At 71.0% G+C, this 18,062-nt stretch carries 15 protein-coding genes (1 of these 15 only partly in view); 9 read left to right on the plus strand and 6 right to left on the minus strand.

Going from position 1 to position 18,062, the window contains the following annotated elements:
* Positions 1-91 carry the 3' portion of a PTS sugar transporter subunit IIA gene (locus OG223_RS10440; protein ID WP_329245624.1) on the plus strand. The gene continues 359 nt to the left of window position 1, outside the view, so the window shows 91 of its 450 coding nt (coding positions 360-450); its start codon lies off the left edge, out of view; its stop codon occupies positions 89-91.
* A 78-nt stretch (positions 92-169) separates the two neighbouring features.
* The gene (gene ptsP, locus OG223_RS10445; RefSeq protein ID WP_329245627.1) at positions 170-1,840 is read left to right on the plus strand and encodes a phosphoenolpyruvate--protein phosphotransferase; all 1,671 of its coding nucleotides are present in this window, start codon (positions 170-172) and stop codon (positions 1,838-1,840) included.
* Positions 1,841-1,910: 70 nt separating this feature from the next.
* Here ptsP and OG223_RS10450 read toward each other — a convergent pair whose 3' ends face one another.
* Both OG223_RS10450 and OG223_RS10455 read right to left on the minus strand, forming a co-directional pair.
* Positions 1,911-2,807, minus strand: coding sequence for a hypothetical protein (locus OG223_RS10450; protein WP_329245630.1), 897 nt, complete (start codon positions 2,805-2,807; stop codon positions 1,911-1,913).
* Positions 2,808-2,829: 22 nt separating this feature from the next.
* Positions 2,830-4,104 (minus strand): MFS transporter, encoded by a 1,275-nt coding sequence (locus OG223_RS10455; RefSeq protein WP_329245633.1) that lies wholly within the window; start codon positions 4,102-4,104, stop codon positions 2,830-2,832.
* Positions 4,105-4,149: 45 nt separating this feature from the next.
* Here OG223_RS10455 and OG223_RS10460 point away from each other — a divergent pair, with 45 nt between their 5' ends.
* Positions 4,150-5,475 carry an aminotransferase class I/II-fold pyridoxal phosphate-dependent enzyme gene (locus tag OG223_RS10460; protein WP_329245636.1) on the plus strand — a complete coding sequence of 442 codons (1,326 nt, stop codon included), beginning with the start codon at positions 4,150-4,152 and terminating at the stop codon, positions 5,473-5,475.
* Positions 5,476-5,496: 21 nt separating this feature from the next.
* On the opposite strand, the gene OG223_RS10465 is transcribed toward OG223_RS10460, so the two are convergent.
* Positions 5,497-7,473, minus strand: coding sequence for an acetoacetate--CoA ligase (locus tag OG223_RS10465; protein WP_329245639.1), 1,977 nt, complete (start codon positions 7,471-7,473; stop codon positions 5,497-5,499).
* 215 nt (positions 7,474-7,688) lie between these two features.
* On the opposite strand from OG223_RS10465, the gene OG223_RS10470 reads away from it, so the two are divergent.
* Entirely contained in the window at positions 7,689-10,055 is a 2,367-nt protein-coding gene (locus tag OG223_RS10470; protein ID WP_329245642.1) for a glycoside hydrolase family 31 protein, read from the plus strand.
* A gap of 2 nt (positions 10,056-10,057) precedes the next feature.
* Here the strand turns inward: OG223_RS10470 and OG223_RS10475 are convergent, their stop codons facing one another.
* Positions 10,058-10,594: an NUDIX domain-containing protein gene (locus tag OG223_RS10475; RefSeq protein ID WP_329245645.1), complete on the minus strand. Its 537-nt coding sequence runs from the start codon at positions 10,592-10,594 to the stop codon at positions 10,058-10,060.
* A 234-nt stretch (positions 10,595-10,828) separates the two neighbouring features.
* Between OG223_RS10475 and OG223_RS10480 the strand changes: the two genes are divergently transcribed.
* The 5 genes from OG223_RS10480 to glpK all read left to right on the plus strand — a co-directional run bounded on the left by OG223_RS10480 (position 10,829) and on the right by glpK (position 16,861).
* Positions 10,829-11,254: a Zn-ribbon domain-containing OB-fold protein gene (locus tag OG223_RS10480; RefSeq protein ID WP_329245649.1), complete on the plus strand. Its 426-nt coding sequence runs from the start codon at positions 10,829-10,831 to the stop codon at positions 11,252-11,254.
* A complete protein-coding gene (locus OG223_RS10485) occupies positions 11,251-12,441 on the plus strand; it encodes a lipid-transfer protein (RefSeq protein ID WP_329245652.1) in 1,191 nt (396 codons plus the stop codon). The genes OG223_RS10480 and OG223_RS10485 overlap by 4 nt, the downstream gene beginning before the upstream one ends.
* Before the next feature lie 100 nt (positions 12,442-12,541).
* The gene (locus tag OG223_RS10490) at positions 12,542-14,194 is read left to right on the plus strand and encodes a GGDEF domain-containing protein (protein ID WP_329245654.1); all 1,653 of its coding nucleotides are present in this window, start codon (positions 12,542-12,544) and stop codon (positions 14,192-14,194) included.
* Between the two features lie 336 nt (positions 14,195-14,530).
* On the plus strand, positions 14,531-15,256 hold the full coding sequence (locus OG223_RS10495) for an MIP/aquaporin family protein (RefSeq protein WP_033282380.1): 726 nt from the start codon (positions 14,531-14,533) through the stop codon (positions 15,254-15,256).
* Between the two features lie 93 nt (positions 15,257-15,349).
* A complete protein-coding gene (gene glpK, locus OG223_RS10500; protein WP_329245657.1) occupies positions 15,350-16,861 on the plus strand; it encodes a glycerol kinase GlpK in 1,512 nt (503 codons plus the stop codon).
* 102 nt (positions 16,862-16,963) lie between these two features.
* On the opposite strand, the gene OG223_RS10505 is transcribed toward glpK, so the two are convergent.
* Both OG223_RS10505 and OG223_RS10510 read right to left on the minus strand, forming a co-directional pair.
* Positions 16,964-17,569 (minus strand): GTP-binding protein, encoded by a 606-nt coding sequence (locus OG223_RS10505; RefSeq protein ID WP_329245660.1) that lies wholly within the window; start codon positions 17,567-17,569, stop codon positions 16,964-16,966.
* A 96-nt stretch (positions 17,570-17,665) separates the two neighbouring features.
* Complete coding sequence (locus OG223_RS10510) at positions 17,666-18,061, minus strand: DUF742 domain-containing protein (RefSeq protein WP_329245662.1); 396 nt, start codon at positions 18,059-18,061, stop codon at positions 17,666-17,668.
* Position 18,062: the final 1 nt, after the last annotated feature.

Consider the following 18,062-nt stretch of genomic DNA (forward strand, 5'->3'; position numbering starts at 1 on the left):
CGTGGCCCTCGAAGCCACGGCCGAGGCCCTTTCCAATCTCCGCGAGGAAGGCGATGTGAAGGCCGGCGACAGTCTCTTCATCTGGGAGTGACGTCAATGCCGTCGTATGACGGTGCGCACGACAACCAACGCGGCGGCGGGACCCGCCGCACTATCGGAGACGGGTGAGATGGAGACAACGCTGCGAGGCGTCGGTGTGAGCCACGGTGTGGCGATCGGCGAGGTTCGGCACATGGGGACGGCGGTTCTGGAACCGCCTGCCAAGCAGATTCCGGTGGAGGACGCGGAGCGTGAACAGGGGCGCGCCCGCCAAGCCGTGGACGCTGTGGCGGCCGACCTGATGGCGCGCGGCAATCTGGCGGGGGGCGAAGCCCAGGCGGTGCTCGAAGCGCAGGCCATGATGGCCCAGGACCCCGAGCTGATGGCGGACGTGGAGCGCCGGATCGCGGTCGGCAGTACCGCGGAGCGGGCCGTGTACGACGCCTTCGCCGCCTACCGTGCTCTGCTGGCCGGTGCCGGTGAGTATCTCGCCGGCCGGGTGGCCGACCTCGATGACGTGCGGAACCGTATCGTCGCCCGGTTGCTCGGGGTGCCCATGCCCGGTGTTCCGGACAGCGACGAGCCGTACGTTCTTATCGCTCGTGACCTTGCGCCTGCCGATACGGCGCTGTTGGACCCGACGCTGGTGCTCGGTTTCGTCACCGAGGAGGGCGGGCCGACTAGTCACAGCGCGATCCTGGCGCGGGCGCTCGGTGTGCCGGCCGTGGTGGCGCTGCCGGGGGCCGGGGAGTTGGCCGAAGGCACGGTGGTCGCCGTGGACGGCAGCACCGGCGAGATCTTCGTGAACCCCAGTGCCGAGAAGAAGGAGCAGTTGGAGGCTGCGGCCGCCGCGCGCAAGGCCGCTCTCTCCGCCTCTACGGGTCCTGGTGCCACCTCCGACGGACACAAGGTGCCGCTGCTGGCCAATGTCGGCGGTCCTGCTGACGTTCCGGCCGCCCTGGAGGCGGGGGCCGAGGGTGTGGGGCTCTTCCGTACCGAGTTCCTTTTCCTGGACGACAGCAAGAACGCGCCGTCCGAGGAGAAGCAGGTCGAGGCCTACCGGAAGGTACTCGAGGCGTTCCCCGAGGGGCGTGTCGTCGTGCGGGTGCTGGACGCCGGCGCGGACAAGCCGCTGGACTTCCTGACGCCGGCCGATGAGCCGAACCCCGCTCTGGGTGTGCGTGGGCTGCGTTCGCTGCTCGATCACCCCGACGTGCTGCGGACTCAACTGACCGCGCTCGCGAAGGCCGTCGAGGGGTTGCCGGTCTACCTCGAGGTCATGGCTCCCATGGTCGCGGACCGTGCGGACGCGAAGGCGTTCGCGGACGCGTGCCGGGAGGCGGGGCTGCGGGCCAAGTTCGGTGCGATGGTGGAGATTCCGTCGGCCGCGCTGCGGGCGCGCTCGATTCTGCAGGAGGTCGAGTTCCTGTCGCTGGGGACCAACGACCTCGCGCAGTACACCTTCGCCGCCGACCGTCAGGTGGGCGCGGTGTCCCGTCTGCAGGATCCGTGGCAGCCCGCGCTGCTCGACCTGGTCGCGATGTCCGCCGAGGGGGCGAAGGCCGAGGGCAAGAGCTGTGGAGTCTGCGGTGAGGCCGCGTCCGACCCGCTGCTGGCTTGTGTGCTGACCGGTCTGGGGGTCACCTCCCTTTCCATGGGTGCGGCTTCGATTCCTTATGTGCGGACGGCGTTGGCGAAGTACACGCTGGCTCAGTGCGAGCGGGCCGCACTGGCCGCGCGCGCCGCTGACAGCGCCGAGGAGGCGCGCGCCGCGGCTCAGGCGGTGCTGTCCGGCGAGTAGTCGGGCGGGAAGCCGTCCATCGGCTGTGATTCAGGGGCGCCTCACCAGTGGTGGGGCGCCCTTGGCCTGTTCAGTGGTGGTGTCCTCCCGGCGGCTGCTCCAGGTCTCCGAGGTCGGGCGGTACGCAGTAGTCGACGCCTGATTCCGGGGAGATCAGGTCGCCGGACTCGACGTCGGTGCAGTAGGCGTCGAAGACCTCGCCGGCGGTCAGGGCTTCCAGGCCGTCGCCGCGCAGGCGCCAGCCGTAGATGCAGTCGGTGGTGTTCGGGCTGATGGTGCGCATGACGAGGCCGCCGGGGCTTCGGGTGGCGAGGCCGAGGGCGAGGACCGTGGTGAATTCGAGGGCCTCGGCCTCGTCCAGGTGAGTGGCTCCGTCCTCGTCCTCGTCGGCGTGGAGGACGGCGACGATGGTTTCCGGTTGCGCCGCGACGCTGCAGACGAGGTGTCGGTTGCCGGGGCGGGCGGTGTCGAGAATGCGGACGAGGAGGCCGGAGGCCCGAGTGAAGGCGGCGCGGCCGATGTCCTCGCCGCAGGAGGCGCAGGCGCCGAGGCGGGACAGGAGTGTGGTCGCGTACTCCCAGGTCGCCTGGCGGACGGCCTCGTCGACCAGCGCCGGGAGGAGGTCGGCCAGTGGCTGGCCTTCGTAGGGCAGGGTGGGGCCGGTGGCAGCCAGTTCGGCTGTGAAGCGGGTTCGGCTCGACAGGATGTCGGGGTCGAGGCCGCTGTCCACGCAGAACTCGGCGTATTCCTCGGGGTCGAAGAGAGCCACGCTGGTGTGGCTGCCCTGGAGGGCGCGGCTCCTGAGGAGAGCCTCCACCTGCTGGAGGTAGGCGGTGTGGTCGTCGAAGGTGAAGCTGCGGTAGCGCCGCATGGCGCTGAAGTCCTGCTCGTCGGTCAGCAGGCCGATCGTGCCCGCGATTTCGCGGCGCAATACGCGTCGCATGGTCTGGCTGTCGGTGTGGGCCATGTTTCCCCCTGTGCACGGTCGATCAATGCTCACTCACAGTAACCGGCGGCACTGACAATGGCGTCCGAGCGAGGGGGGCGCGGACCAGGCGGTGCTGAATCATGCAGGTCAGAGCGATGACCGTGCCGAATGCGGTCCAGCCGAGGGGGCCGGTGGCGATGGCCGCGGTGACGGCGAGTGGACCGATGCTGCGCTGGACGGACTGGGCGAGTCCGTGTACGCCGAGGTAGGAACCCTGCGCGGTGTCGGGTGCGAGGGCGACGGAGAGTTCCCACGAGATGGTGGCGTGGAGCATTTCCGCCAGGGTGAAGGCCGTTGCCGAGGCGGTGAGGAGGAGCGCGGCGGTGACTGCTCCGCCGGTGGCCGAGAGCGCCAGAGTCGTGCCGCCGAGGGCGAAGGCGGCGGAGAGCGGTATCAGCAGGTTGCGGGTGGCCGCTGTCGTGGTGGCGAGTCGGGCCAGGGGGACTTGCAGGGCTACGACCATCACGTTGTTGAGGACCATCAGCAGGGGTGCCAGGCCGTGCGGTGCGTCGCCGGCGTGTGCGATCCACAGCGGCAGGCCGACCTTGAAGACCGCGTCGTCGAGGAAGAGGACGGTCTCGGTCGCGACGTAGGCGAGGTAGGTGCGGTCGCGCCAGGGGCTCGGTGGTCTGGTCACGGGTGGCGTGTTCTTCGATGTCGCGACGGTGCGCTGCGGTGACGGGGGTTCGCCGCAGCCGAAGGTGAGGACTGCGACCGCGACGAAGGAGAGGGCGTCGCCGAGAAGGAGCCAGTGGTAGGCGGCGGTTGTGCCGAGGGCGAGTGCCGCGGCGGCGGTGAGGCCGCCCAGTGCCCAGCCCGCGTTGGCCGCGGTGCGGCTGATGGCCTGGTAGCGGATGCGGTCGGGCCCTGCCACGCGGGTGGCGTAGAGCTTGGTGAGCACATTGGCAGCGCGGTCTCCGAAGCCGCCGGCGGCCGAGATGGTGATGAGCAGGACGTAGTTGTCCGTGGTGAGGAGGGCGAACGAGGCCAGGGCGCGCAGGAGTTGGAGGGCGATAAGGAGGCCGGTGAGCGGGAACCGGTCGGCGAGGCGGCCGCCCAGGGGTGCGCCGGCGATGCCGATGGCTCCGGCGATCGCGGCGAGGGTGCCCACCTGGGCCACGGAGAGATGCGAGACGTAGGTGAAGTACAGGACGGACACGGAGGCCCACAGGCCGCTGCCGGTGCGGTCGACGAGGGCGATCGCGAGCATTCTGCGGCCGTCGCGTCCTCCGGGTATGCGTTTCGGCCGTGCGGCCGGGCGACGCGTGGTGTCCACCGCTCCCCCTTGCAATGAATTATGTATTGATACATAGTTTTCGATGTGGCAATACAATATGGGATCAGTGGCACGACGGCCAAGGGAATTGCCGCGTCCGTCGAACGACGTGTGGCCGAGGGGACGTTGGGGCCCGGTGCCGCGCTGCCTCCGGTGCGGCGGCTCGCGGACGAGCTCGGCGTGAGTCCGGGCACGGTCGCCACGGCGTACAAGGAGCTGCGGCAGCGGGGCATCGTCGTCACGCGCGGGCGGGGCGGGACGGTGGTGGCGCAGGCTCCGGCGGTGGCGTCACGGCGGCCGCCCCGGGTCCCGGCAGGCCTGCGGGATCTGGCCGGGGGGCATCCCGATCCCGCGTTTCTGCCCGCTCTGGTGCCGCCCTCACGGTTGTCACCGGGTGCGCGGTCCCATCGGTCGACGCCTCGGTTGGCACGGTTGGAGGAGGCCGTGCGGTACTGGCTTCGGCCCGACGGTGTGCCTGTGGAGCATGTGACCTTCGCGCACGGTGCGCTGGATCTGATCGGGCGGCTGCTGTCCGTGGAGTTGCGGCCCGGGGACGCCGTGGCCATGGAGGATCCCGGGTATCACCATCTGCTGGACCTGGTCACGGCGTTGGGGCTGCGCATGGTGCCGGCCGCCGTGGACGACGAGGGGATGCGTCCGGAAGCCCTGCGTGCGGCGCTGCGGGTGGGTGTGCGCGCCGTGGTGTGCAGCCCCAGGGCGCAGAATCCGTACGGAGGTTGCTTCTCGGCCGCGCGCCGGGACGCGCTCGTCGAGGTGCTCCGGGACGACCCGGAGGTGCTGGTCGTGGAGAACGACCACGCTTCCGCCGTGGCGGCCGCTCCCCTGTGGTCGCTGACGTCCGGTGGGCTGTCGCGCTGGGTGCATGTGCGGACCGTGAGCAAGTTCCTCGGCACGGACCTGCGGTGGGCCGCGGCGGCTTGCGATCCGATCACGCTTGCGCGGCACGACGGGCGGTTGCTGCTGACGTCCGGCTGGGTCAGTCATCTCCTCCAGGAGACCGTCCACGGGCTGATGACGGACGACGGCACGCGCGCGTTGGTCACGCGCGCGCAGGAGGCGTACAGGCTGCGCCGGGAGGCCCTCCGCGAGGAGCTGCGCGAGCGGGGAATCGAGGCCCATGGGGCGAGCGGGATGAATCTCTGGGTGCCTGTGCGGGACGAGTCCGCGGTGGTCAACGGGCTGCGGTCGTACGGCTGGTGGGTCGCCGCCGGCGCGCGGTTCCGGCTGTCGTCCGAGCCGGGTGTACGGATCTCCGTCGCCGAACTCGAACCGGCCGACGCGGTACGGCTGGCCTCGGACTTCGCCGCTGTGCTCGGCGAGGGCGAGTCCGAGGCCACCTATGGGGGGTGATCGGTCTCTACGGGAGGCCGATCAGGCGCGTTTGCGGGCGAGGTCCTCGTAGAAGCTCAGCAGGTCGAGGTTGTCGATGGAGCCCGGGTTGACCGCCTTCTCCAAAGGAGTGCCCTGGAGGAGGCGTTTGACCGGGACCTCGATGCGTTTCCCGGTGAGGGTGTGCGGGACGCCGGGGACTTCGATGACCTCGTCGGGTACATGGCGTGGGGAGAGCTGTTCGCGGATGGTCTGCTTGATGCGGCCCAGGAGGGCGTCGTCGAGGACGGCTCCGGGGGCGAGGTGTACGAAGAGCGGCATCCAGTAGCCGCCGTCGGGCTGCTCGATGCCGATGACAAGGGACTCCTTGATCTCCGGAAGCCGTTCGACCGCTTCGTAGATGTCGGCCGAACCCATGCGCACGCCTTGGCGGTTGAGCGTGGAGTCGGAGCGGCCGTGGATGACGACGGAGCCCCGGGAGGTGACGGTGATCCAGTCGCCGTGGCGCCACACTCCGGGGTAGGTGTCGAAGTAGCTGTCGTGGTAGCGGGTGCCGTCCGGGTCGCTCCAGAAGTAGATCGGCATGGACGGCATGGGGTTGGTGACGACGAGTTCGCCGACCTCGTCGACCAGGGGCTCGCCGTTCGGGTCCCAGGACTGGAGGTCGGTGCCCAGGCCGGGGGCCTGGAGTTCGCCGATGTACACCGGGAGGGTCGGTACGGCTCCCGCGAAGCAGGAGCAGACGTCCGTGCCGCCGCTGACCGAGGCGATCCACAGGTCGGCCCCGCTCGCTGCGAACTCGTCGTGCAGCCAGCGGAACCCGTCGGGCGGCAGTGGCGATCCGGTGGTGGCGACGCACTGTACCCGGGAGAGGTCGAAGTCGCGGGACGGGTGCACGCCGGCCTTGCGGCAGGCCATGACGTAGGCGGCCGAGGTGCCGTAGAGGGTCGCTCCGGTGCGTTCGGCGATGCGCCACTGGGCGCCCGTGTCGGGGTACCCGGGGCTGCCGTCGTAGAGGACGATCGTCGTGCCCGTCAGGAGGCCGGAGACAAGGAAGTTCCACATCATCCAGCCGGTCGACGTGTACCAGAAGAAGCGGTCCTCGGGGCCCAGGTCGCAGTGCAGGCCGAGTTGTTTGAGGTGTTCCACGAGGATGCCGCCCTGGGACTGGACGATGGCCTTGGGAAGGCCTGTCGTGCCCGAGGAGTAGAGCACCCACAGGGGGTGCTCGAAGGGGACCTGTTCGAAGACGGGCTCCACGTCGGCCGAGGTCAGGGACGACCACTCCAGGGCGCCTTCGGGGGCGTCGGTGCCCAGGAGCGGGATGTGGACCACCGCGCGCAGGGTGGGCAGTTCGCGGCGCAGTTCGGCGACGGTGTCGCGGCGGTCGTGCTCCTTGCCGCCGTAGCGGTAGCCGTCGACGGTGAACAGGACGACCGGTTCGACCTGTTGGAAGCGGTCGAGGACGCTGCGGGCGCCGAAGTCGGGGGCGCAGGAGGTCCAGACGCCGCCCACGGCCGCTGTGGCGAGCAGTGCGACGACGGCCTGCGGGATGTTCGGCAGGTAGCCACTGACGCGGTCTCCGGGGCGTACGCCGAGGGTGCGCAGTTCGGCGGCCAGGGAGCCGACCTGGCGGCGCAACCGCGACCAGGTGACCGGGATCGGCTCGTGGGTCTCGTCGACGTACAGGAGGGCCGGTTCGTCCGCGCGGGTCGCCGTCGCGCGCAGGGCGTGCTCGGCGTAGTTGAGGGTCGCTCCGGGGAACCAGTGCGCACCGGGCATCGAGCGGTCGCCGAGCACGCGCGCGTAGGGGGTCGAGAACCGCACGTCGAACCACTCGGTGACGGCCTGCCAGAAGGTGTCCAGTTCGTCGACGGACCAGCGGTGCAGTGCCGCGTAGCCGCCGTCGGCGGGGGCTCCGTGGTGTTCCGCCGCCCAGGACTGGAACTTGGTGACCTGTGCCTGGGCGATGCGTTCCGGATCTGGCTGCCAGAGCGGCAGGGGGTTCGCGGTCGACATGGGGCGGCTCCCGGGACTGTGCGCGTCGTGTGCGTCGGTCGCGCACGTGCGGGGGTGGGCGCGTGACGCGGCTGACACGGACGATGCCATGTGATCGACTTCTGCACCAGGGCGCGCCCCTACATGGTCCGTGCCGTGAAGATGTGGTCCCACCACGGGTGAACGGAAGTTGAACGACGCGGTTATCCGGGGCCCGTAATGGCAGGGTGAGCAGCATGGACGGTCGTGACCTGGTGCGTTCGGTGAAGGTGGTCGGTTCGACGGGGGCGGCGCAGGGGTTGCGTACCGTACGGGCGGCGTGGCGCAGGAGGCGTGCCGACGCCACCGGGCTGCCCGCGCGCGGGGCTGAGCGGGCGCGGGTGCCCGGGCCGGTGCGGGAGGCCGAGCCCGGTCCCGGTGGCGGGGTCATCCGGTTCAGCCGCTCCGAGCTGCGCATCACGGTCGCCGCGAGCGGAGCCGTCTTCTGGGGCTGGGACGGGGCCGGTCCGGAGCCGTCGTACGCGCTCGGCGGGCGGTGTCCCGAGCCGGATCCCCGGGCCGTCCTGGAGCCGGACAAGGACGGCGGCTGGCGGGTCGTGGCGGAGCGCGTGACGGTCTCCGTGTCGCGGCACGGCGCGGTCGAGGTGCGTACGCCCGGTGGTGTGACGCTGCGCCGGGATCTGCCGCCGCGCTGGTGGGAGCCGGTGGGCGGTGGGACGGCGCGCTGGATGCAGCGCTCGGAGGTGGCGGCGGACGCGCGGTTCTTCGGGCTCGGCGGGCGCGCGTCGGGCCCCCGGTTGCGCGACGGGACGTACCGGCTGTGGAACACCGACCCCGGGCGGGCCTTCGCGCCGGGTGACGATCCGCTGTACGTCACCATGCCGGTGCAGTTGGTGGTCGCCGACGCGGCCACGCACCTGGTGTTCCACGACACCTCCTGGGACGGCACGGTGACGCTGCGGGAGGGCGAGGAGGGGGCCGGTTCCGGGCACGACCGGGCGGGGGCGTCCGAGCTGCGGATGGACGGCGGTCCGCTGCGCTGCTGGGTGATCGTGGGCACCCCCGCACGCGTGCTGCACGCCTGGGTCTCGCTCACCGGCGCTCCCGCGCTGCCCCCGGCCTGGGCGCTGGGGCACCATCACGCGCGGTGGGGCTTCGGCAGTGAGCGGGAGGTGCGGCGGATCGTCGCCGGTTACCAGGAGCGCGGTCTGCCGCTGGACGCCGTCCACCTGGACATCGACCACTACGACGAGCACCAGGTGTTCACGGTCGACCAGGAGCGGTTCCCGAAGCTGCCGGTGCTCGCCGAGGAGTTGCGGCGGGACGGCATCCGGCTGGTGTCGATCGTCGACCCCGCGGTGAAGGCCGAGCCGGGAAACGCCGTGTACGACAGCGGGATGTCCGAGGAGGCCTTCGTACGGGACGCCTCGGGGAGGCTGGTGCGGGGAGTCGTGTGGCCCGGGGAGGCTGTTTTCCCGGACTTCACGCACGCGCGTGTGCGGGAGTGGTGGGGCGGGCTCTATCAGGAGCGGCTCGCGCAGGGCTTCGCGGGGTTCTGGCACGACATGAACGAGCCGACGTCCTTCACGGCCTTCGGGGAGTCGACGCTGCCGCGTTCGGCCCGGCACGACCTGGAGGGGCGGGGCGGTGACCATCGTGAGGCGCACAACGTGTACGCCCTGTGCATGGCCAGGGCCGCCTACGAGGCGCTGCGCGAACTGGCCCCCGAGGAGCGGCCGTTCCTCTTCTCGCGCTCCGGGTGGGCCGGGATGCAGGCCTACGGGGGCACCTGGTCCGGCGATGTGGCCACCGGCTGGCCCGGGCTGCGGGCCTCGTTGTCGCTGGTCATGGGGCTCGGGCTGTGCGGTATTCCGTACTCGGGCCCGGACGTGGGCGGCCTCGACGGGAGTCCTTCGCCCGAGCTGTATCTGCGCTGGTTCCAACTCGCCGCGTTTCTGCCGCTGTTCCGCACCCACGCGAGCCTGCGTGCGGGTCGTCGGGAGCCCTGGGAGTTCGGTACCGACGCGCTGGAGCACGCACGCGTGGCGCTCGTCGAACGCCGGCGGCTGCTGCCGTACTTCATGACGCTGGCGCATCTGGCGCGGCGGACCGGAGCGCCGTATGTGCGGCCCCTGTGGTGGGGAGCGCCGGAGGATCGTGCGCTACGGGACTGCGAGGACGCCTTCCTGCTGGGCGACTGTCTCCTGGTGGCGCCGGTGCTCTGTCCGGGGTCGGACCGGCGTGCGGTTCAGTTGCCGAGGGGGCGCTGGTACGACACGGAGACGGAGCAGGTGTACGAGGGGCCGGCCCAGATTCTCGTCGACGCCCCGTTGTCGCGGATTCCGGTGCTCGCGCGCGCGGGTGCCGTGCTGCCGGTGCGGGGCGCGGACGGCGCGCTGGAGCTGGAGGTGTGGGCGCCCGCCCGGGGACGGACCGGGGGCGGGCTGGTGGTACCGGACGCGGGCGACGGGTGGGAGGAGCCGGAGGTCGAGCGGTACGTCGCCCGCTGGGAGGGCCGGCGGGTGGTCGTGGAGCGGGAGTTGGAGGACGGCGTGAGCGTGCCGTCCTACCCGGTGCGGGTGCGGGGGCTCGGTGAGGGCTGACCTCAGATGTACCGGCCCTCGAACCAGGCCTTGACGGCCACGGAGTGCAGCGGGAAGGCGAGCTCCTCCGGCCGGCGCAGGAGGTGCCAGCCCTCCGTCTCGTCGGTGGCGGCGGACTTGGGCAGGCCCTCGACCGGGCGCTCGGGGAGGACGCCGAAGAGCAGGAGATGGCCGTCGGGCGAGCTGATGGCGTCGACGAGCCGTACGTCGCGGCTCGCGGCGTCGATGCCCGTCTCCTCACGGAGTTCGCGGACGAGGGCCTGTCGCCAGTCCTCGCGGTCGTCGACGTAACCGCCCGGCAGGGCGACGCCTCCGCGCGCGGGGGCGACGGTTCGGGTGATGACGACCAGGGCGGTGCCCTTCGTGTCGTACACGGGCTGGAGTGCGACGGCTACGGGCAGCGGGTTGCGGTACGCGACGGTGCCGCAGGCCGGGCAGGTGCGGGGCCAGCCGGAGACGCCCTCTCCGTAGGGCGATCCGCAGCTCGAACAGTGGGAGTTCGGCCCGGAGTTGGGGACGGAGGCTTGAGTTTCGGACACCCGGCGGACTGTATCCGATCAAGCGGAGGGCGTCTTTCCGGGGGCCGGGCGAGTGAACGGGAAACGGCCGGAACCACCCCCGTGGGCCCCGGCCGTCTCCCCGCTATCACGACGCGGTAGGTGGCTGGATGGTTCACCGAAACGCCCTGCTCATTTTCCGTTGCCCGTGGCACACTTCTGACGTTCCGTCAGATCCAGTGCTGTGGAGGGACGTTGTCGCGAACACGCACACCTGTGGTCACCGATTGGTTCACCGGGGACGGGGACGGCTTCCGGTTGCTCGGCACGCGTTGCTCGGCGTGCGTCTCGGTCTTCTTCCCGCGTGAGGACGGCCATTGCCGCAATCCGGCCTGCCCGGGCGGCGAACTGGAGGAGGTCCCGCTGTCGCGGCGCGGCCGTGTCTGGTCGTACACGGACAGCCGGTACCGGCCACCGTCACCGTATGTGAGCGATCCGGAACTTCCGTGGGAACCGTACGCGTTGATCGCTGTGGAGCTGGAGGCCGAGCGGATCGTGGTGCTGGGACAGGCGGTTCCCGGGATCACCGTCGCCGATCTGGCGGTGGGCATGGAGGTGGAGGTCGTCCCCGGGGTGCTCGACGAGGACACGGAGACGACCTGGACGACGTGGCACTGGCGGCCTGCGGAGGTGACGGCATGACGGGGGACGTGGCGGTGCTCGGCGCGGGCATGCACCCCTGGGGCAAGTGGGGGCGCGGTTTCGTCGAGTACGGGACGGCGGCGGCCCGGGCGGCGCTCGCCGACGCCGGGCTGGAGTGGCGGGACGTCGGCTCGATCGTCGGCGCGGACACGGTGCGTGGCGGATATCCCGGGTATGTGGCGGGCGCGACGTTCGCCAAGGCGCTGGGCTGGCAGGGCGCCCGGGTGGCGAGCGTGTACGCGGCATGCGCGTCCGGGGCGCAGGCCGTCAACACCGCGCGGGCGCAGCTCCTTTCGGGGCTCGCGGACGTGGTGCTGGTCGTGGGCGCCGATGCCGCGCCCAAGGGGTTCTTCCGGCCGGCGGGCGGGGAGCGGCACGACGATCCGGACTGGCTGCGCTTCCGGGTCCTCGGGGCGACCAATCCGACGTACTTCGGGCTGTACGCGCGTCGGCGGATGGCCCTCTACGGGGACACCCCCGAGGACTTCGCCCAGGTCAAGGTGAAGAACGCCGCCCTGGGTGCGTTGAATCCGTACGCGCGCTATCGCAAGCGGGTCTCCGCCGAGGAGGTCGCCGCCTCCGCGGTGGTCGCCGATCCGCTGCGGCTGCTGGACATCTGCGCCACCTCGGACGGCGGGGCCGCCCTGGTGCTGTCCAGCATGGAGTTCGCGCGCCGGCACGGGGCGGCGGACCCGGTGCGGATCCGCGCGGTGTCCACGGTGACGCCGCGCTATCCCAACACGGTGCTGGACCTCCCGGACATCGCCACCGACTCCGCGGCGGGCGCGCCACCGCCGGACGAGACCTTCCGGGCGTCGATCGCGCGCGCGGCCTACGAGGAGGCGGGCATCGGCCCGGAGGACCTCTCCCTGGCCGAGGTGTACGACCTGTCCACCGCCCTGGAGTTGCAGTGGTACGAGGACCTGGGGCTGTGCGGCGAGGGCGAGGGCGCCAAGCTGCTGCGGGAGGGCGCGACGGCCCTCGGCGGGCGCATACCGGTGAACGCGAGCGGTGGGCTGGCCTCCTTCGGAGAGGCCGTTCCGGCACAGGCGATCGCCCAGGTCTGCGAACTGACCTGGCAGTTGCGGGGCGACGCGGGCGACCGGCAGATCGCGGGGGCCCGGGTGGGACTCACCGCGAACCAGGGGCTGTTCGGGCACGGGTCGGCGGTGCTCGCCGTGCGGTGACCGACGGCGGCCCCCGCACACCGTGTGATCAGCCCGCAAGGCTGCGTGAACGTCTTATGAACTGGGCCTGGGCGTACGCCGGTGGCGTCATCATGCTGCCGTGCGCTCCTCCACGGACACTCTCCGTTTCGCCTTCCAGCCGGTGGTCAATCTGACCACCGGTGGGGTCGCGGGGCTGGAGGTTCTCGTCCGTCCCGAGACCGGGGACGTGCTGGCCCAGGCCCGCCGTGACCCCGAACTCGACGGCAGGCTGGCCGTGTTGGCGGTCCGCGCCGCCGCGCGCAAGGAGACGCTGCTGCCGCTGCACATCAATGTGTTCGCCGGCACCCTCGCCGACCTCGGCGGGCTCACCCCGCTGCACAGCGCGGTGCGCGCGGCGGGACGGCTCCCCTGGGAAGTCACGATCGACATCGGCCCGCCGTACACGCACGTGCCCCAACGCGCGCTCCTGGAGGTGGTGTCCGAGCTGCGTGCCCAGGGGTTCCGGATCTGTGCGGACGGCGTCGGCGACGGTGACGTACCCCTGCGGCTGCTCACGGATCTCGCGCCCGACCTGGTGAAGCTCGACGCGTCGCTGCTGGAGCGGCCGGCCGCGGTGCGGGCCATGCGGACCCTGTGCGAGCAGTTGGGCGCCCTGCTGTCCGTGGAGGGGGTGGAGACCGAGGCGCAGTGCGCGACGGCGCGATCAGCCGGGGCACAGTTGGCCCAGGGTGAGCTGTTCGCGCCGGCGACCCGGGTGCCCGCGGCGGACGTATACGTTCCGCCACGCCCGCCCGGCCTCGGGACCACACCGCCGTCCGGGCCATGGGTGCGGGAGTTCGTACGGCCGGCCGCGCTGTTGCCCGACTCCGCGTCCGCCGACCAGGTCCGGGCGCTGCTGACCGGCTCGCCCGACGTGTCCGGAGTGGTGCTCGTGGACCGGGACGGGGTCCCCGTCCGGTCGGTGCACCGGTCCCGCTTCCTGCTGTCCATGTCGGGGCGCTACGGCCACGCCCTGTACGCCGACCGGCCCGCCGCCAAGCTCGGCGACCCGCCGCGGACGGTGGGCGTCGACGCGACCGCCTGGGAGGTCCTGGACGTGGTCGCGGTCGGCGACCGGGACCGTACGTCGGACGACGTGGCGGTCGTCGACCGGTACGGGCGGTGCGTGGGCGTCGTACGACTCGCGGATCTGGTGCGGACGTTGGCCGAGACGCGGGTGGAGGAGGCGGCCGGTCTCAATCCGCTGACCAGGCTGCCCGGTTCGGACGCGATCACCGGTGAGGTGGACCGGCGGATCGCGGACGGACGGACGTTCGCGCTGAGTTGGCTGGATGTCGACCACTTCAAAGAGGTCAACGACGGGGCCGGTTTCGCGGCGGGCGACGAGTTGATCCGCTCGGTCGGCCGGACACTTCAGTGGACGGCGTCCGGGCACACGCGCGTGGGGCACATCGGCGGGGACGACTTCCTGGTGCTCACCGATCCGGAAGGGCTGGAGCCGCTGGCCGCCGCCGTGCTCGACGTGCCCTGGGCGGCGGGCGGCAGGACCGTGACGCTGTCCCTGGCCACCGTCCTGTGCGTGCCGGGCAGCGTGACCGACCACCGGCAGGCGGCCGCGTGTCTGGCGCCGCTGAAGAAGGCGGCGAAGGCGCTGGACGGCACGAGTTGGGTGCTGAGCCAGGCGGGGCTGGGCGAGTACGAGATCCTGCGTGGCACGCCCGTGACGGCCGTACAGGCCGACCGCACGGCGGCGGAGTCCCCCGGTCACTGAGAGCGTCCCGCGGGCCTTCTACGGGGCTCCAGGGGGCGTCAGGGCGGCTGTCACCGTTGCCGTCCGCGACCTTGACGCTCTCTGGGCGCCGGTGAACACTTCCCGGTGTCGGTCGACATCGCCGTACATTCTCGGCGTACCAGGCACTGCGCCGCGCAGGTTCCGCCTGCGCTCAGGCCCGCTCCCCACGGGCGATCTCGGCTGCGACGGCACGCTCGTCACGGACGCCGGGCGGGGCTCGGGACCCTCCCTGCCTTCGGCTGAAGTCGCCAAGGGAACCGCACCCTGCACGGAGGACCGGGGCCGACCGTCCCGGGCGAGAGCCTAGGAGCCGCCATGAGCAATGGAGACATATTCCTCGGTGAGGTCATCGGCACCGCGATCCTGATCCTCTTCGGCGCCGGCGTGGTCGCCGCCGTCGTACTGAACTACTCCAAGGCACAGAACTCCGGTTGGATCGTCATCGCCTTCGGCTGGGGCTTCGGCGTGATGGCCGGGGCGTACACGGCCGCGCCGCTGTCCGGTGGGCAGCTCAATCCGGCGGTGACGATCGGCATCGCCATCGACACCGGGAAGTGGGACAAGGTCCCGCTCTACATCGCGGGCCAGATGGTCGGCGCCATGCTCGGCGCGGTGCTGTGCTGGCTGGTCTACTACGCGCAGTTCCAGGCCAACGCCGAGGAGGAGATGGCCCAGCCCACGCTCGGGATCTTCTCCACCACGCCCACGATCCGCAATGTCGTGGCGAACCTGATGACGGAGATCATCGCGACGATCGCGCTGGTCCTGCCGATCCTGGCCTTCGGCCTCACCAAGGGGCTGGGCACGTCCGGCACCGCGGTGCTGGTCGTCTCCTTCCTGGTGGTCGGCATCGGTCTGTCGCTCGGCGGGCCCACGGGGTACGCCATCAACCCGGCCCGCGACCTGGGCCCCCGCATCGTCCACGCGCTGCTCCCGATCCCCAACAAGGGGACCTCGGACTGGGGTTACGCGTGGATCCCGGTGGTGGGGCCGCTGATCGGCGGAGCGCTCGCCGGCGTCATCTTCAACGCGGCGTTCTGACCACGGTCTTCCGGCAACAGTCTTCGAGCAGTCTTCCGAAAGCAGCCCTCTGAAGGACCCGAAGAATCTGAAGGACACGACAAAGGGGTCGTCATGACGGACAGGTTCGTCGCCGCAATCGACCAGGGCACCACCTCCAGCCGCTGCATCGTCTTCAACCAGGACGGCGCGATCGTCGCCGTCGACCAGCGTGAGCACCGCCAGATCTTCCCCAAGCCGGGCTGGGTGGAGCACGACGCCACCGAGATCTGGTCCAAGGTGCAGGCGGTGGTCGCCGGGGCGATCGCCAAGGCGGGACTGCGCGCCGACCAGCTCAGCGCGCTCGGCATCACCAACCAGCGTGAGACGACGGTCCTTTGGGACCGCGCCACTGGTAAACCCGTGCACAACGCCATCGTGTGGCAGGACACCCGCACCGCGGCCCTGTGCAGGCAACTGGGCGGCTCGGACGGGCCGGACCGCTTCCGCGAACAGACCGGGCTGCCGCTCGCCAGCTACTTCTCCGGACCCAAGGCGGCCTGGCTGCTCGACAACGTGCCCGGCCTCAGGGACCGCGCCGAGCGCGGCGAGATCGCCTTCGGCACGATCGACTCCTGGCTCATCTGGAACCTCACCGGCGGCACCGACGGCGGCCGGCACGTCACCGACGTGACGAACGCCGGGCGCACCATGCTGATGAACCTGGAGACCCTCCAGTGGGACCCGTCCATCCTCGCCGCGATGAACGTGCCCGAGGCGATCCTCCCCGAGATCAGGTCCTCGGCCGAGGTCTACGGCACGGCGGTCGGCCAACTCGCGGGCGTGCCCGTGGCGTCGGCCCTGGGCGACCAGCAGGCGGCCGTGTTCGGGCAGGCCTGCTACGACGTGGGCACGGCGAAGAACACCTACGGCACGGGCAGCTTCCTGCTGCTCAACACCGGGAACCGGCCGGTGCCTTCGAAGAACGGGCTCCTCACGACGATGGGCTACAAGATCGGCAGTGAGGCGCCGGTCTACTGCCTGGAGGGATCAATAGCCATAACGGGCGCGCTCGTTCAGTGGTTCCGGGACCAGCTCGGCATCATCCGCAACGCGGACGAGATCGAGACCCTCGCGGCGAGCGTGGACGACAACGGGGGCGCGTACATCGTGCCCGCGTTCTCCGGCCTGTTCGCCCCCTACTGGCGCTCCGACGCGCGCGGAGTCGTCACCGGGCTCACCCGCTACGTCACGAAGGCGCACCTCGCGCGCGCGGTCCTGGAGGCGACGAGCTGGCAGACGCGGGAGGTCGTGGACGCCATGTTCCAGGACTCCGGGGTGCAGATCACCACCCTGAAGGTGGACGGCGGCATGACCAAGAACAACCTGCTGATGCAGCATCAGGCGGACGTGCTCGACGTACCGGTGATCCGCCCCCAGGTCTCCGAGACGACCTGTCTGGGCGCCGCCTACGCGGCCGGGCTCGCCACCGGAGTGTGGAACGACCTGGACGAGCTCAAGTCGCACTGGCAGAAGGACGTCGAGTGGACGCCGTCCATGGAGTCGTCGGTGCGGGACCGCGAGTACCACAACTGGCGCAAGGCGGTGGAGAAGAGCTTCGGCTGGCAGGAGGACGGCGACAACTAGGCACACGCGCGTGGGTCGTTCACGCGGCACACGCGCGTGCGTGTCGTTCCGCGAGCTGCGGCCCGTACCCCGGTCGGCGGGGGTACGGACCGCGCCCGTACCTCAACTGGTGACGCTCTGGCGACGCTTCGCGCCGTAGGCCATCGCGTGCTGGACGACCTCGATGAGGACCTCCTTGACCGACGCGCGGTCGCGCGCGTCGCAGAGCATGAGTGGTACGTCCTCGTCGAGGTCGAGGGCCTGGCGTACGGTGTCGACCGGGTAACGGTCGGCGCCCTCAAAGCAGTTGACACCGACGACGAAGGGTATGGAGCGCCGCTCGAAGTAGTCGAGGGCGGCGAAGCAGTCCTCCAGGCGGCGGGTGTCGGCGAGCACCACGGCGCCCAGCGAGCCCTCGGAGAGCTCGTCCCACATGAACCAGAACCGCTCCTGACCCGGCGTACCGAACAGGTACAGCACCAGGTCGTCGCGGAGCGTGATGCGGCCGAAGTCCATGGCCACGGTGGTGGTGTGCTTGCCCTCCACCCCGCTGGTGTCGTCGACCGGACGGCCTGCCTCGGTGAGCAGTTCCTCCGTGCGCAGCGGCCTGATCTCGCTGACGGCGCCAACGAGAGTGGTCTTGCCCACGCCGAAGCCGCCGGCCACCAGGATCTTGAGCGTGACGGGCTCGACCGGGGGCTTGCCACGCTCAGAACGCCCGAAGATCATCGATCTCTTCTCCTGCTTGATGGGCTTGATGGGGGTGTCGGCCCCCGGAACCGGTGGCCAGTCACGTCTCTGCTGCGAACTCCGGTTCCGCGCCGCTCACAGCGCCCGGAGACCGGTGATGACGTCGCGCAGAATACTCTCGTCCACCAGTTCGGCAGGCGGTACGGGACGCGACACATGCACGAGCTCCCCGTCCACCAGGTCTCCGATGAGGACCCGTATCACCCCGATGGGCAGGTCGAGTTCGGCGGCGAGTTCGGCGACCGACTGCGGGGCGTCACGGCACAGGCCGACGATGTCCACGTGCTCCGGGGACAGCGTCTGGTCCGCTTCCGAGTCCTCCGCCTGGGACTCCGCGATCACCACCGCGATCAGGTCGAGGCGGTGCTGGGCCGCACTGGTGGTGCGGCCGCGCGTCATCGCGTACGGCCTGACGACCGGTCCGGCCTCGTCGTCGAACCAGTGGCCTCTTCCCTGACCGTCTTTGCTCATG

This window comes from Streptomyces sp. NBC_01478 (assembly GCF_036227225.1).
GTDB lineage: Bacteria > Actinomycetota > Actinomycetes > Streptomycetales > Streptomycetaceae > Streptomyces.

What these genes read in the sequence shown, in the direction of transcription:
- ptsP (WP_329245627.1), top strand. Translation starts at nt 170, where the DNA reads ATGGAGACAACGCTGCGAGGCGTCGGTGTGAGCCACGGTGTGGCGATC.
- OG223_RS10450 (WP_329245630.1), bottom strand. Translation starts at nt 2,807, where the DNA reads ATGGCCCACACCGACAGCCAGACCATGCGACGCGTATTGCGCCGCGAA.
- OG223_RS10465 (WP_329245639.1), bottom strand. Translation starts at nt 7,473, where the DNA reads ATGTCGACCGCGAACCCCCTGCCGCTCTGGCAGCCAGATCCGGAACGC.
- OG223_RS10470 (WP_329245642.1), top strand. Translation starts at nt 7,689, where the DNA reads ATGGACGGTCGTGACCTGGTGCGTTCGGTGAAGGTGGTCGGTTCGACG.
- OG223_RS10485 (WP_329245652.1), top strand. Translation starts at nt 11,251, where the DNA reads ATGACGGGGGACGTGGCGGTGCTCGGCGCGGGCATGCACCCCTGGGGC.
- OG223_RS10495 (WP_033282380.1), top strand. Translation starts at nt 14,531, where the DNA reads ATGAGCAATGGAGACATATTCCTCGGTGAGGTCATCGGCACCGCGATC.
- glpK (WP_329245657.1), top strand. Translation starts at nt 15,350, where the DNA reads ATGACGGACAGGTTCGTCGCCGCAATCGACCAGGGCACCACCTCCAGC.
- OG223_RS10505 (WP_329245660.1), bottom strand. Translation starts at nt 17,569, where the DNA reads ATGATCTTCGGGCGTTCTGAGCGTGGCAAGCCCCCGGTCGAGCCCGTC.
- OG223_RS10510 (WP_329245662.1), bottom strand. Translation starts at nt 18,061, where the DNA reads ATGAGCAAAGACGGTCAGGGAAGAGGCCACTGGTTCGACGACGAGGCC.